This window comes from Kitasatospora sp. NPDC036934, assembly GCF_055608425.1.
Genome location: NZ_JBVJQR010000041.1, coordinates 38,159 through 52,069 on the forward strand (window position 1 = coordinate 38,159; position 13,911 = coordinate 52,069).

10 protein-coding genes and 1 rRNA gene are annotated in these 13,911 nt (G+C 75.0%); 1 reads left to right on the forward strand and 10 read right to left on the reverse strand.

Annotation, left to right across the window (positions count from 1 at the left end; translation table 11 throughout):
• Positions 1–65 precede the first annotated feature (65 nt).
• The 4 genes from ACZ7BZ_RS35575 to ACZ7BZ_RS35590 form a co-directional block, all read right to left on the reverse strand.
• A complete protein-coding gene (locus ACZ7BZ_RS35575) occupies positions 66–2,156 on the reverse strand; it encodes an AAA family ATPase (protein ID WP_470361967.1) in 2,091 nt (696 codons plus the stop codon).
• Between the two features lie 17 nt (positions 2,157–2,173).
• Complete coding sequence (locus ACZ7BZ_RS35580; protein WP_470361957.1) at positions 2,174–2,911, reverse strand: Pvc16 family protein; 738 nt, start codon at positions 2,909–2,911, stop codon at positions 2,174–2,176.
• Positions 2,908–6,141, reverse strand: coding sequence for a hypothetical protein (locus ACZ7BZ_RS35585; RefSeq protein WP_470361958.1), 3,234 nt, complete (start codon positions 6,139–6,141; stop codon positions 2,908–2,910). The genes ACZ7BZ_RS35580 and ACZ7BZ_RS35585 overlap by 4 nt, the downstream gene beginning before the upstream one ends.
• 245 nt (positions 6,142–6,386) lie before the next feature.
• The gene (locus ACZ7BZ_RS35590) at positions 6,387–7,130 is read right to left on the reverse strand and encodes a helix-turn-helix transcriptional regulator (RefSeq protein ID WP_470361959.1); all 744 of its coding nucleotides are present in this window, start codon (positions 7,128–7,130) and stop codon (positions 6,387–6,389) included.
• A gap of 226 nt (positions 7,131–7,356) precedes the next feature.
• Here ACZ7BZ_RS35590 and ACZ7BZ_RS35595 point away from each other — a divergent pair, with 226 nt between their 5' ends.
• Positions 7,357–8,784: a COG1470 family protein gene (locus ACZ7BZ_RS35595; protein WP_470361960.1), complete on the forward strand. Its 1,428-nt coding sequence runs from the start codon at positions 7,357–7,359 to the stop codon at positions 8,782–8,784.
• A gap of 563 nt (positions 8,785–9,347) precedes the next feature.
• Here ACZ7BZ_RS35595 and ACZ7BZ_RS35600 read toward each other — a convergent pair.
• From ACZ7BZ_RS35600 to rrf, 6 genes are all read right to left on the reverse strand, one after another.
• Positions 9,348–9,923: a hypothetical protein gene (locus ACZ7BZ_RS35600; RefSeq protein ID WP_470361961.1), complete on the reverse strand. Its 576-nt coding sequence runs from the start codon at positions 9,921–9,923 to the stop codon at positions 9,348–9,350.
• Positions 9,920–11,317 (reverse strand): hypothetical protein, encoded by a 1,398-nt coding sequence (locus tag ACZ7BZ_RS35605; protein ID WP_470361962.1) that lies wholly within the window; start codon positions 11,315–11,317, stop codon positions 9,920–9,922. Before ACZ7BZ_RS35605 ends, ACZ7BZ_RS35600 begins: the two co-directional genes overlap by 4 nt.
• Positions 11,314–12,123, reverse strand: coding sequence for an ABC transporter ATP-binding protein (locus tag ACZ7BZ_RS35610; RefSeq protein ID WP_470361963.1), 810 nt, complete (start codon positions 12,121–12,123; stop codon positions 11,314–11,316). Before ACZ7BZ_RS35610 ends, ACZ7BZ_RS35605 begins: the two co-directional genes overlap by 4 nt.
• Positions 12,124–12,243: 120 nt before the next feature.
• Positions 12,244–13,071, reverse strand: a complete 828-nt coding sequence (locus ACZ7BZ_RS35615) for a zf-HC2 domain-containing protein (RefSeq protein WP_470361964.1) — start codon at positions 13,069–13,071, stop codon at positions 12,244–12,246.
• Positions 13,068–13,628 carry an RNA polymerase sigma factor gene (locus ACZ7BZ_RS35620; protein ID WP_470361965.1) on the reverse strand — a complete coding sequence of 187 codons (561 nt, stop codon included), beginning with the start codon at positions 13,626–13,628 and terminating at the stop codon, positions 13,068–13,070. The genes ACZ7BZ_RS35615 and ACZ7BZ_RS35620 overlap by 4 nt, the downstream gene beginning before the upstream one ends.
• Before the next feature lie 134 nt (positions 13,629–13,762).
• A 5S ribosomal RNA gene (gene rrf, locus ACZ7BZ_RS35625) occupies positions 13,763–13,879 on the reverse strand.
• Positions 13,880–13,911: the final 32 nt, after the last annotated feature.

Consider the following 13,911-nt stretch of genomic DNA (forward strand, 5'->3'; position numbering starts at 1 on the left):
CGGCTACTCCCAGGCGCCCCGAACGGCCCCGCCCGTCCCCGCCGTCCCCGCCGACGGGCGCCCGGTCAGCCGTGCCCGATGTCCCCGAGGACACCCAGCCACGGCCCGAACTCGCTCTCCAGCACCAGCCGCCCCAGCTTGCGGTACTCGCCGACCACGGCCGCGACCAACTGGGCCATGCCCAGCGGGGTTCCCGTCCCGGCGGCCAGGTAGGCCGCGGAGACGGCGCAGGCCCGGATGGAGCCGCCGGTCAGCTCGAAGTGCCGGGCGCAGAAGTCCAGGTCGAGGTCGTCGCCGCGGGGCAGCCGCGGGCCGAGCGAGCGGTCCCACAGCAGGCGGCGCTGCGCCTGGTCGGGCAGCGGGAAGTCGGCGATGACGTCCAGCCGCCGGGTGAACGCCTCGTCCAGGTTGGCGCGCAGGTTGGTGGTGAGCAGCGCGATGCCCGCGAAGGACTCCATCCGCTGGAGCAGGTAGGCGGTCTCCACGTTGGCGTGGCGGTCGTGGGCGTCCTTGACCTGCGAGCGCTTCCCGAACAGCGCGTCCGCCTCGTCGAACAGCAGGACGCCGTTGACCTGCGCGGCCTCGGTGAAGATCCGCTCCAGGTTCTTCTCGGTCTCGCCGATGTACTTGTCGACCACGGTGGAGAGGTCCACCACGTACAGCTCCATGCCGAGTTCGGCGGCGACCACCTCGGCCGACATGGTCTTGCCGGTGCCCGACTCGCCGGCGAACAGGGCGATCACCCCGTTGCCCCGGCCGCCGCCCGGCCGCATCCGCCACTGCCCGAGCACCTGGTCGCGGTGCCGGGCGCGCAGCACGAGTTCGCGCAGCCGGGCGGCGGTGGGGACGGGCAGCACCAGGTCGTCCCAGCCGACCGCGGGCTCGATCCGCCGGGCGAGGCGGGCCAGGCCGGCCGCGTTCTGCGCCCGGACGGCGGACCGGAGGTCCTCGGCGCGGACGGGGCGGCGCTCGGCGGTGGCCGTCCTGGCGGCCACCGCGGCGGCCCGCTCCAGCTTCTCCCGGTCGACCCGGTAGGCGGCCACCGTCTCGGCCAGGCCGTCCGTCAGCTCCTCGGCGAGCGGTGCCCCGGTGGTGGCCAGCGCGCGGGCCCACTGCCCGGCGCGGCCGGCGTCGTCCGGCGGCGGGGCGGTGACGACCACGGGGCTGTCCCGGGTCCAGGCCGGGTCCCACACCTGGGGGCCGTGCACGATCAGCGGGACGGCGGCGAGTGCCGCGACCAGCTCGCGCAGCAGCGCCGCCCGTTCGGGGCGTTCGGGTTCCAGTCGGTCCAGCGGGCCGAGCACCACCCCGGCCCCGCCGAGCCGGGCCTCGCGGGCGAGCACCCGGACCAGGTCCGGCGACGGCCGGGCGGCCAGCGCGGCGGCGTCCACGACCAGCGGCGTACGGCCGTCGGCGGCGAGGGCGGCGACGGCCAGCGGGCCGGCGTGCCCGTCACGGTCGAGCAGGTGGACGGGGCCGGCGCCGGTCGCGGCCGCGCGCAGCCGTTCGACGGTCTCCCCGTCGGCCTCCGTCCCGGGCAGGGCCCGGTGGGCCAGGCCGGCCAGGGCGTCGTCCGGTTCGTCGTCGCCGAGCAGGTGGGCGGTCACCCGGTCCGGCACCCGCAGGGTGCGGGAGAGCAGCGGCCGCTCGGGCTCGGCGATCTCCAGCAGGCCGCCGGCGATCAGCGGGGCCTGCCCGGAGAACCGCAGCCGGCCGACGCCGGCACCCGGGAGCCCGCACAGTTCGAGGGCCAGGCCGACGGTCGCCCGGCGCCTGGTCAGGTCGTCGTTGAGGTAGCCGTAGAGCTGTTCGAAGCGGGTGTCGAGCTCGGGGGCGAGGGCGACCATCAGGAGGTCGAGGTCGACGGGGAGCAGCCCGAAGGCAGCGCCGAGCCGGGCGAGCCGCGAGCCGGGTGGCGGGGCGGGCTCGTCCCGGACGTCCGCACCGCTGCGGCCGGTGGCGGCGGCGGAGGCCAGGATGCGTTCCACCGCCTCCGGGCCGAGGTACTGACCTCGATACGGGTCGTCCGGGTCCGGGTCGTCGGCGCGGCGCTCGCGCACGGCGGTACGGACCCGCTGCTCGACCCGGTGCAGCCGCTCCCACAGGTGGTCGGGTTCGCCGCCGGGGTCGAGGCCGGACGGTGCCCCGTCGAGCACCGTCCGGAGGTCCACGCTCACCGCTTCCCGCCCCTGGTCCGGCGGCCGGGCGGCAGCGTGCGGTCGCGGGGCGCGGCGAAGCCGTCCGCGCCGGGGTCGGTGGCTCCGTGGTAGCGCAGTCGGCGGCCGGGGCCGTCGGGAGGCGGCGCGTCGTCCCCGGTGCGGCCGTCCCCGGCGCCGTCCCCGCCGGCGTCCCTGGCGTGCACGACCAGGCCTTCGGTGACGGGCGGTCCGGCGGGGTCGAGCGCGCCGGCGAGCGGGGCGAGCAGCCTGAGGTCGATCGAGGGCCGCAGTTCGCCGCCGAGCGCGGACCAGACGTCGGACACCGACGGCAGGCCGGTGTCGCGCCCGGCGATGTCCATCTCGACGGTCAGGCCGAGCCGGGCGAGCGTGCCGGTGAGCAGCCGGGCGGGCAGCGCGTCGACGGCGGTCAGGCACTGCAGCACCTCGGCGAGCAGCCGGTGTTCGTCCTGCGGGCGGTTGGTCCAGACGGTGACCAGGTAGGCCAGCTCGAACCAGCGCGGCGCGGGCCGGCGGCCGATCACCACGCCCTCGGCGTCGTACTCGGCGACGGCGCCGGCCTGCCGGCGGCCGGTCTCCTCGCGGATGCCGTAGAGGAAGACGCTGACCGTCGGCGCGGTGCGCCGGGCCGCGAGGTCCCGGGTCGGCCCGTCGAACACCACCTCGACCCCGCGCTCCGGCAGCCCCGCCTCGGCGAGCAGCAGCCGCAGCGCCTCATCGACCTCGTGGATCATCGGCGCTCCACCTCCGCCGGCGGGCCGATGGTGCCCTTGACGACCAGGAACGGGGTGGTCACCGGGGAGAACCCGGGGCCGTCGGCCTTGATGGTGCGCGGACCGGTCTCGTCCTTGGGGAGGATCAGCAGCTGGCCCGCGAAGGTCCCGTCGGCCTTGGGGTAGGTCGGGGCCGCGTCGGCGGTGATGCCGGGCTGCCAGGTGAACCGGACGGGTGCGCCGGGCGGGAAGTCCACGCCGCGCACGGAGGTCACGAAGCCGGGCTTGCCGATCGGCGGCACGGCGACGATGCGGGGCTGGAGGATCCGCAGCGGGGTGCTCGCCCGGTGCGGTCCGGGGGTGGCGTCGGTACCGGTGGTGGTCAGTTCGGCGGTGATGGTGGTGTCCAGTGCGGCCACCGGCGACAGCACCACCCGGATCACCTGGCTGCGGCCGGGGGTGAGGTCGGCCAGCTCGCAGCTGCCGGCCCGGCAGCCGGGGGGCAGCGGCTCGGTGGGCACCCCGGCGGGCAGGCCGAGGGTGAGCCGCAGGCCGGTGGCGAGGGCCTGTCCGGTGTTGCGCACGGTGTAGCTGACGGTCACGTGGCCGCCGACGTAGCCGGGGGCGGGCTGGGCGCCGACGGTGACCGTGGGACCGGCCTGCGGCGGTGCGGGTGCCGGCGGCGGGGGCGGCGCGGGGGTGGTCGGATCGGGGGTCGGGGTCGGGCTCGGTGTCGGGGTCGGCGAAGCGGTGGGCGTCGGGGTCGGGGTGGGCGTCGGCGCGGGCTTGTCCAGCACCGGCAGCACCGTCTCGGCGGAGTCGTTCTCCGGGTTCGGGTCGACCACCGCTCCGGTGACGGTCCAGCCGAAGGGCTGGTCACCGGTCCGGGTGCCGATCAGGGTTGCGGTCACCTTCACCTCGGCTCCCGGTGCCAGGGTGCCGAGTTCGCAGCGCAGCGCGTCGGCGTCGCAGGTCCCGACGGGCGTGGTCAGTTTGCCGAGCCGGGCTCCGGCCGGCACCGAGGCGGTGAGGACGGTGCCGGGCGAGGGCGCGGGGCCGTGGTTGGTGACGGTGACGGTGACGTCGGTGCCGCCGTCGACCCGGACGGCCGGGGTGCGGGGCGGCGCGCTCAGCGCCAGGTGGACGGACCGCTGGACGGCCGGTTCCTTCTGCCGTCCCGGCAGTCGCCAGTCCAGCGGGGTGAGCTTGCCGGTCGCGAAGTCGTAGGTGCCCAGCCCCTCCGGGGAGTTGGGCGGCAGGGCGCGGCGCGAGGTGAGGACCAGCCGGGCGCCGTCCGGTGTCCAGGCGACGTCCCGGGGCTGGTACGGGCCGGTTTCGGAGGTGTCGGGCAGCGGCCGGGTGCAGGCGCCCTTGTCATCGGTGTGCCCGGCGGGCAGCAGCACCGTGCAGCCGGTGCCGGCGGGCGTGGTGACCAGCAGGGCGTCCCGGTGGTTGTTCCCGCCGTCGCCGGCCTTGCGGTTGAAGGCGATCCGCCGGCCGTCGGGCGAGAACACCGGGCTGTCGTCGATGACGTTGCAGTTGCCCGGGCAGGCCGTCCGGCTGAGGTCGGTCTGCCGGGTGAGGTCGTCGGCGGCGACCGTCCAGACGTGCAGGTTGCCGGTGTTGCCGTTGACCGCGGCGGTGCGGGAGAAGGCGATCAGCTTGCCGTCGGGGGACCAGAAGGGTTCGCCGTCGGCGGCGCCCGGCTGGTCGGCGGGCGGCTGGACGGTGCCGACGATCGCGCCGGTGGCCACCTCGGCGATCAGGATCCGGCCGGGGCGGGCCGGGGTCCGGTCGCTGCCCGGGGTGCTGCGGCTGAACACCATGAGCCTGCCGTCCGGGGAGAGCGAGGGGTCGGTGTCCCGGTCGGTCGGGCCGCGGCCGGCGAGGTTCATCGGCTGCGGGCCGGAGCCGTCGGCGTCGGCCTGCCAGATCCGCTGGATCCGTCCGGCCGGGGAGTCCTCGTAGCGGGTGGCCACGATCCGCCGGCCGTCGGGCGTGTAGGTCTGGCGTTCGTACCAGGGGTCGTAGCCGGGGCGGGGGTGGAAGAGCGGGTCGGCGGCCGGGTCGGGGTTGGTGTTGGTGTCGGCGGCCGGGTCCTCGGTGAGCACGCTGATCCCGAGGTCGCGCGGGTCGGTCCCGTCCTGGCGGACGTCCTGGACGTCGGCGATGTTGGCGGCGGCGGCGCTGGTCTGCTCGACCACCGGGCCGCCCTGGGCCTGGGTGCCGAGCCAGGTCGGCGTGGCGATCAACCGGTTGGTGCGGTAGAGCAGTTGGGGGTCGGTGCAGTCGCAGGTCGGCGCCCGGTAGAGGTTCACCACGGGCGGCTGGTTCGGGTCGGGCTGGGGCGCCGGGGAGGAGCCGAGCTGGTCGGCGCTCAGGAAGAGGACGCCGCTGCCGTCGGCCATCCAGGAGGCGGAGCCGGACCGCCAGGTGGAGCCGGTGCCGGGGAAGAACGCCTTGTCGCCGCCGGTCGGCGAGGTGAGCATCAGGGTCCGGCCCTTGTCGCCCTGGTCCCAGGTGTAGACGATCTGGTTGCGGTGCGCGTCGTCGTTGACCGGGTTCCAGGTCGGGTCGACGGCGTCGCCGCTGGTCACGTTGGTGACCTTGACGGGTGCGCCGCCGGCGAACGGCCGCAGGTAGATCTGGATGTGCCCGGGCTCGCCGGTGCAGGCGTACGCGACCCAGCGGCCGTCGGGCGAGACGGTCGGGTGGGTCTCGTCGGCGGCGCCTTCGGTGATCCGGCGAAGCCCGGTGCCGTCCCGGTTGACCGCCCACAGCACGTGCTGGGTGCCGCCGGCCGCGGTGGGCTCCAGGGCCTCGAAGACGACGCCCTTGCCGTCCGGGGCGAGCGCGGGGTGGGCGGTGTCCATGCCGTTGGTGAGCCGGCGGACCGCGCCGCTCGCGTCGCGCAGGTAGACCTGGGGCAGCGGGCCGTCCCGCAGGCTGGTGAAGACCAGGTCGTCGCCGCGGGCCGACGGGTCCCGGTCGAAGTGGATCGGGCCGGGTCCGAACAGCGGGGTGCTGGACGCCGCTCCGGTCACCCGGCCGAGGCCGCGGTGGTTGGTGCCGGCGTAGAGCACCCGCCCGGCGGCCGGGTCCTCGGCGGTGGCGGCCGGGGCGGTGCGGCCGGCCGGCCCGGCTGGCGCGGAGCCCAGGGTCAGCATGGCGACGGCCAGCGCGAGCAGCACCGCGACGGCGGCCCGGGCCGGCCGCCGAACGGAGCGGGGATTGGCGGGGGCGCCGGTCACGCTCGACCTCACAGGGTGGCAGGGGCGGTCTCCCCCGCAGTCTCACCGGCCCGGGCGCCCGGGTACAGGGCCCGGGCGCCCGAGCCGGGGGTAACGAGCGGTGTCCGCAAAGGGCAGGCCGCCACGGTCGCGGGCGTTGGGGACGGCCGTCCGCGCCGTGGCTCGCCGTCCGTTCCGGGACGGCGGTGCCTCCTGCCCCTCCGGCCGGATCCTCGGGGACGCTCCGCCCCCTCCGGCCGGCCTCCTCAGATCAGCCCGCGCCGCATCGCGTACCCCACGGCGTGCGCCCGGTTGCGCAACCCGAGCCTCGTGATGATCTCGTGCAGCACGTTCTTGACGGTGCGTTCCGAGTAGGAGGTCTTGGCCGCGATCTCACTGGTGTCGAAGCCCTCGGCGACCAGCCGGAGCATCTCCGCCTCCCGGGCCGTCAGGGTCGACAGCGTCAGGCCCTTGCCGTCCAGCATGGTGCGCTGGAGCGTCCCGATCCGGTCGAGCAGCTCACCGAGCAGGTCGCCGGGCATCACGCCCTCGCCGTTGGCCAGCGCGGTGATGAGGTGCACCAGCCGGTCCTGGTCCGCCTCCGAACGGCGCAGCACGGCGGCGACCCCGTGCTCGACGATCGCCTGCAGCCCGCCGGCCTCGAACTGGCCGACCACCAGGCCGATCCGGCCGGAGGTGGCGAGCCGCAGCCGGCGCAGGTGGTCGACGACCGCCTCGGTCAGGGCGTCCACCACCAGCAGGGAGACCTCGGCCCGGCCCGCGTCGGCCTCACTGAGCAGTTCCACCTCGGGCCGCTGGCGCAGCTGTTGGACCACTCCGGTCTGCAGGATGAGGTCCTCGGCGTACACCGCCACGGGTATCTGGGCGGGCCGGCCGCGCCCTTGGACCGGTATGCGTGCCCCGGCCGGCCGGACGCTGCCGGACGGCTGGGCCGTCGGCGTGCGCCGGATGGTGACGGCTTCCCCGCGGGATGCCTCGGTCGACGTCATCGAACTCTCCAATTTCCAGTGGACCTGCGGCGGTGGTGGCCGGGCGCCGCGGAGCGGAGCCGGCCGGGTGCCCGGTCGAGGGTCTGGTTGCTGCGGGGGCCCGGGTCGCGCGGTGTGCCGCGACGGCGCCGGGCAGGGTCGGTCGGTCCGCTCGGGCAAGGGGTGTGCCCACGGCTTGCCCGTACGGCCCTCTCCGCGGACGGTCCTCCGGACCTACCGTCGCACCATGACCACATCCGCCGAACTCGGCCTGCCCGCGCTGACGGTGGCGCCCGGTGGCGTGGCCACCACGACCCTGACGGTGCGCAACGACCTCGACATCGTCGAGGCGTACACGCTGGAGGTGGTCGGCGACTGCGCCGCGTGGACGACGGTCGAACCGGCCCGGGTCTCGCTCTTCCCGGGAACGTCCGAGACGGTGACGGTTCGCCTTGCTCCGCCGCGTTCGCCGGCCGCCCGGGCCGGTGAGTTCCCGCTCGGGATCCGGGTCCTGCCGACCGAGCGCCCCGAGCTGGTGACCGTCCCGGAGACCACGGTCACCGTGACGCCGTTCCAGGAGCTGCAGGCCGCGCTCGCACCCCGCCGCCGTCGTGGCTGGCTGCGCGGCCGCTACCGCGCCTCGGTGCGCAACCAGGGCAACGCCCCCACCACGGTGGTGCTCACCCCCGGACAGGCCGGTGAGGACCTGCGGTTCCGGGCCACTCCGGAGAAGCTGCGGCTTCAGCCCGGGGAGTCCGGTGAGCTGCGGCTCCAGGCGCGGGCCCGCAAGCTGATCTGGTTCGGCAAGCAGGCCTCCTGGCCGTTCGAGGTGACGGTCGGGCCGGAGCAGACCGCCGCGGCCAAGGTCGCCGACTCCACGGGCAAGGACGGAAAGAGCGGAAAGGACGGAAAGGGCGGCGCCGAGGGCACGGGCACCGGCGGCAGGAACGCCGCAAGTGCGTCGGCCGCCACTCCGGACTCCGTCCAGCGGCCGCTGCTGGAGGGCGAGTTCCTCCAGCTGCCGATCTTCCCCAAGTGGCTGCTCGCCCTGCTGGCGGCCCTGATCGCACTCCTGCTGGCCTGGTTCGCCCTGGTCCGCCCGGCGGTGCGCAGCTCCGCCAAGCAGGCCGCCGAGCAGGCCGTCGCCCAGCAGAGCGCCACCCCGGCCCCGAACCCGGCCGCCCCCGGCGGCGGGACCCCGGCCCCCGCGGGCGGGACCCCCGGCGGCCAGACCAAGCCCGGTGCCGGGCAGCCCAGCCCCGGAGGCGGCAACGCCCCCGGTCCAGGAGGCCTGGCCCAGCCGGGCACCGGCCAGCAGAGCTCCGCCACGATCGACGTGCAGACGCCGAACGGCGGCGCCGCCACCGGCAGTTACCAGGTGCCGCACGGCAAGGTGTTCGACATGACCGACCTCGTGATCGCCAACTTCCAGGGCGACCAGGGCGTGGTGACCATCATGGCCGGCAAGCAGACGCTCATGACGATCGCGCTGGAGACCTTCCGCAACCAGGACTACCACTGGGTGACTCCCATCCAGGTCCCCGCGGACCAGGCTGTGACGGCCAACGTGACCTGCGAGTCCCCGGGCACTCCGGCCTCGGGCAAGCAGGCACCCACGTGCCACGAACTCCTCAACATCAGCGGAACGCTGAGCGACATCCGACAGGGGCACTGACCCGGATTGCCCGGGCGGGCTTCCCCGCCCGGGCAATCCGGACCGGAAAGGTGCACCCGCCGCACCGACGGTGTCAACGGGCCCTTCCCCCCGGGATCACCGCGTCCGCCCCCAGCGGTCCCGCTCCTCCCCATCTCCTCTCACGCCCTGTGACCATGTCAAACCCGACGGCCACCTCGGCCGGCACGCACGCCGGCCGACAACCCGTCCGAACCGCACCAATACGGGGCACGTGCCCTTCCAGGGAAGCCCCGGCTGCCCTCCAGGGGCAGACGATCCGCCCCGAGCGCCCCCCGGGCCCGCCCCCCGCGTACGTTACTGACGCGTACTCAGTACATCAGCAACCCGGCGCCGATCCGCCGCCAGGGCCCCTTTCGACCCGTATACGCACCGAATCGACACAAGAGGGAAACAAACCACCGCCACACATCCATACCGACCGAACGGCCGGTCCGGGGGCGTCCCGCCCCACCGCCGGGCGCCGGAGACGCCGTTGAGCACCGCCCCGGTGGGACGGTGCTCAACGGCTCGTCAGTTTCGTTGTGGCTGAGTCGAGTTGACCGCTAAGGCCGCGGTCCCGCCATGGTGTACGCCGCCGTGCCGATCCCCAGCAGCACCAGCGCCGTCTCGGTGGAGGCCGTCGTGCCGGGCGGGAAGACCAGCCAGTGGAGCACCTCTCCCACGGTGCCGCCCGGCGCCGGGGTGAGCAGGATCACCGCGAGCCAGGCCATCGGCAGCGTCCAGGCGAACGCGGCACCGAACAGCGCAGCCCCGAGCGCGGCCAGACCGGCCAGCCCCGCGCAGTCCCGGACCAGCAGCTCCACCGGCGCGAGCCTGGCCCCGGTCGCCCGGACCGCCAGCAGCACCACCCCGGCGAAGACTCCGATCAGCAGCGCGTGCGCCGCCCGGCGGGGCACCCAGCGCAGCGCGGCCGTCCGCTCCAGCACCACGTCCGGTCCACCGAGCCCGATCGAGCACGCCGCCACGTTCGCGGTGAGGACCAGGACCGCCGGTGTCAGGTGCTCCGACCCGGATCCGCCCGGCCCGGTGAGAGCCCAGAGCGCCAGCGCCATCAGCAGGACCGCGGCCGCCGAGACCGGCACCTGCCGGGAGCGGGCGTACAGCACCAGCCACCTCATCGGGCCGCCTCCCCCATCAGGATCGGCAGCTCGCCCCGCCCCGAGCAGGACAGCATCGCCGCCCGCACCGCGGCGATCCGCGCGCGCTGCTCGGCCGGCGGTGCCGCCGTCAGCCGCTCCCAGGCGGCGTCGGCGTCCGCCCAGATCCTCAACGAGTAGGCGTCGTCGCCCTTGTCGGCGAGCGGCTGGATCCGGGCGTCGTGCATGGCCCAGCTCACCACGACGCTCTGGACCGGGACGTCGCCGCGCCCACCGCCCTCCCGGTCGTTGCTCGGGGAGCAGTTCGGGGCCAGCCCCTGGGCGATCAACGCGCGGGTCAGTGCCTCGCCCGTCGCGTCCCGGAGCGTCCTCTCGTCGAAGTCGATCAGCACCACGTCGTCATGGAGCCGACGGTCGTCGCTGATCCTGCGCAGCTCCGTGTTCTCCCGCACCGTCTGCGGCGCCCCGTCGCCCAGGACGTCGTGCAGCACCTTCAGCGCCTCCCTGCCGCGCGGGGCGAGCTCCGGCAGCCGCCCGCTGTTCGACCTGGTGACGCACACCGGTCCGTCGCAGACCGGAGCGGCGGCGGCCCGGTCCACCACGTAGGAGTCGCGCGGGGCGCCCGGGAGGACCAGCAGGGCCAGGGCCAGCCCGACCAGGACCGGCAGCACGGCGAGCGCCCGACCTCGGCGGGTGACGGCCGACAGCAGGGCGAAGCCGGTGCCCAGCAGACCGAGCAGCCAGAGCGTCTGGCCGAGGTGGACGGCCCCGGACAGGGTCAGCAGCATCTGCCGCGGCTCGGCGGTCGCCAGGGACAGCTGGGTGAGCCGGTTCGGCACGCGACCCTCGGGCACCAGTCCGTCGCTGTTCGGCGAAAGCAGGAGCGACAGCAGCAGGAAGAGCAGCACCACCGCCGGCGGGGTGAGCACGGAGGGCAGGGCCCGCGCGACGCCCATGCCGAACACGGCGCCCGCGACCAGGCCCAGCGCCCCCACCAAGGCGATCGGCAACCACCCCACGGGCGCGTACGTGGTCCGGCCCAGCGCCACCTGGACCCCGCCCACCAGCTCCACCAGCCCGTACCCCGCCGCCAGCGCGAGCGCCAGCGCACCGGACGGCACCGCCGCCCGCCGCCAGGCCGGGCGCGGCGTGCTGCACAGCAGCTCGCCCATCCGCGAGCGGGAGTCGCGCAGCCCGTACACCGCCCCGAACCCGACGGCCAGCGGCCACCAGAACGCCAGGAAGTGGCGCGTCCACATCGCCATCGAGGTCCACTGCGCCGTCCACCCGCCGGCGCCCCGCCACCAGATCCCGTCGATCAGGAAGAACACCGCCAGGCTGCCGGCCAGCACGACGAGCCCGGCCCACGGCGCGGAGGAACGCCGCAGTTCGATACCCAGCACACGCCCGTTCACCAGTTGCCTCCCGGACGCCCGGAGTCGTCGAGGAGCGCCGAGTAGCCGCGCTCCAGGGGGCTGTCACCCGGGTGCTCTGCGCCGCCGGCCGCGGCCAGGTCGTCCGGAGTGCCCTGGAAGACCAGCCGGCCCTCGGCGAACAGCACCACGTCGGAGCACGCCGCCGCGACGTCCTCCACCAGGTGGGTGGAGACGACCACGCAGGTGTCCCGGCCCAGTTCCTGCAACAGCTCACGGAAGCGCAGCCGCTGCGCCGGGTCCAGGCCGGCCGTCGGCTCGTCCAGCAGCAGCACCGCGGGGTCGTTGACGATCGCCTGGGCGATGCCGGCCCGCCGGACCATGCCGCCGGAGAGGGTCTTCATCCGGTGGTCGGCCCGGTCCGCCAGGCCCACCCGCTCCACCGCCCGCTGGACGGCGGCCGGGACGTCGGCCTTCGGCACCTCCTTCAACCAGGCCATGTACTCCACGAACTCACGCACCGTGAAGCGCTTGTAGTAGCCGAAGTCCTGCGGCAGGTAGCCGATCCGGCGACGCAGCGCCCGATGGTCTCCCAGCCCGCCCACGGAGGTGCCGAGCAGCTCCAGCTCGCCCCCGGCCGGCCGCAGCACCGTCGCCAGGGCCCGGATCAGGCTGGTCTTGCCCGCCCCGTTGGGGCCCAGCAGGCCGTGCGCGCCGATGCCCAGGGAGAGGTCCAGTCCGTCGACGGCCATCTTCTTCCGGCCGACCCGCACTCTCAGGTCACTGGCCCGGATCTCCCAGGCGTAGGTCTTCGGCGCGGTCTCGGCCGCGCTCGTCATGGCTGCCATGCGATGGTCCCTTTCGAGGGTCGATGGTCGTTCGTCCGGTGCGTTTCAGAGCGCGCCACGCTTCACGGCGCGCCGCGCTTCACGGCGCGGCGCGTTTCACAGCGGTAGGGCAGGTGGTCGTCAGAGCGTCGCGTAGGCGTTCCGACGCACCATCACGGCGCCGACGCCGAGCGTGAGCAGCAGCGCCCACCCGGGCAGCGCGCCCGATTCCAGGACGAGCCGCACGGCCGCCGGGACCTCGCCGGTGACCCCCGCGGGCACCAGCACGGCGAGGCTCCAGGCGGCCACCAGCCCGGCGGCGGCCCGGGTCACCCCGATCACGCTGCCCAGGGCCAGAGCGGTGGAGGTGAAGGCCAGTGAGGGCAGCAGCCACTGAGCGGCCGACACGGTCCCGGTGAGCCAGCCCGTCAGCAGGAGCCCGGGCACGACGACCACGAGCACCGCCGTGGTCCGCCTGAGCAGCAGCGGCAACCCCGCCCGGGCGGTCGAGGCCGTCAGCTCATGAGCCGGGTCCAGAGCGCGCGACCAGGCCGCGGCGACACCGAACAGCGGCAGCACGGGCGCCACCAGGGCGACGGGCGAGGCACCGCCGGGCAGCAACGTCGGCGCGAGCGCGTCCAACAGCAGCGCCACCAGGGCGACAGCGACGGTCATCGCCAGCCACGGCCCCATCACCGGGGTCAGCCAGGCCGACGTCCAGCGCGGACGGCGGCGCCGGGCGGGTGCCCGGACCGCCGCGTCCAACTGCGGCTCCAACCCGGCCCGGACGGTGTCCAGCAGCGCGGAGACGTCGGGCGCCTCGGCGGCCACCGAGGCCGCCAGCAGGCTCCGGCACGGCGCGCAGGTCTCCAGATGAGCCTCCAGGGCCCACACCGTGTCCGCCGCCATCGCGGCGTCACCCCGGGCGTAGTCGTCGATCAACCGCCTCGACGCGTGTTCCTCCCTCATGCCAACGCCTCCCGCATCGCGATCCGGGCCCGACGGGCGCGGGTCTTGACCGTGCCTTCGGGCAGTCTGAGCAGCACGGCCGTCTCACGGACGGAGAGCCCGTCGAGCACCGTGGCCTGAAGTACCTCGCGGAGTTCCGGCGCCAGCCGCCGCAGTGCGTCGCCGACGTCACCGCCGACCGTCCCGGCCAGCGCCTCCTCCTCGGCGGCCGGCACCACCGCCGACCTGGCGGCGGCGACCGGCGGCTCGGCGTGGTGGGCACGCCGCCGGAACGCGTCGATCAGCCGACGCGCCGCGATCGTCCACAGCCACCCGACGGCCGAGCCGCCGACCGCACTGCCGGCGAACGCGCCGGCCGCGCGCCACACCGCGAGATAGGTCTCCTGCATGACCTCGGCTACGACCTGCTCGTCCGAGCAGCGACGGCGCAATCGCACCGCCAGCCACGGCGACGTCCGGCGGTACAGCTCGTCGAACGCCCCGCGGTCGCCCCTGGCCACCAGCCGGAGGAGGCGCGCCTCGTCCAGCTCGTCCAGTGCTCTCCTACGTGATCTCACACCAGCCAGACGCCCGGTCCGGCGCCCAGGTTCTCACTCCGGCGTGACCTGCATCACAGTCAGAGGTCCCCATCCCTCCGGAAATGCGAAAAGCCCCTGATCCGTTTCCGGATCAGGGGCTTTTCTGAAGAATTGTTCGGCGGCGTCCTACTCTCCCACAGGGTCCCCCCTGCAGTACCATCGGCGCCGTGAGGCTTAGCTTCCGGGTTCGGAATGTAACCGGGCGTTTCCCTCACGCTATGACCACCGAAACACTATGAAACTGTCGACCCGCCGACAAGGC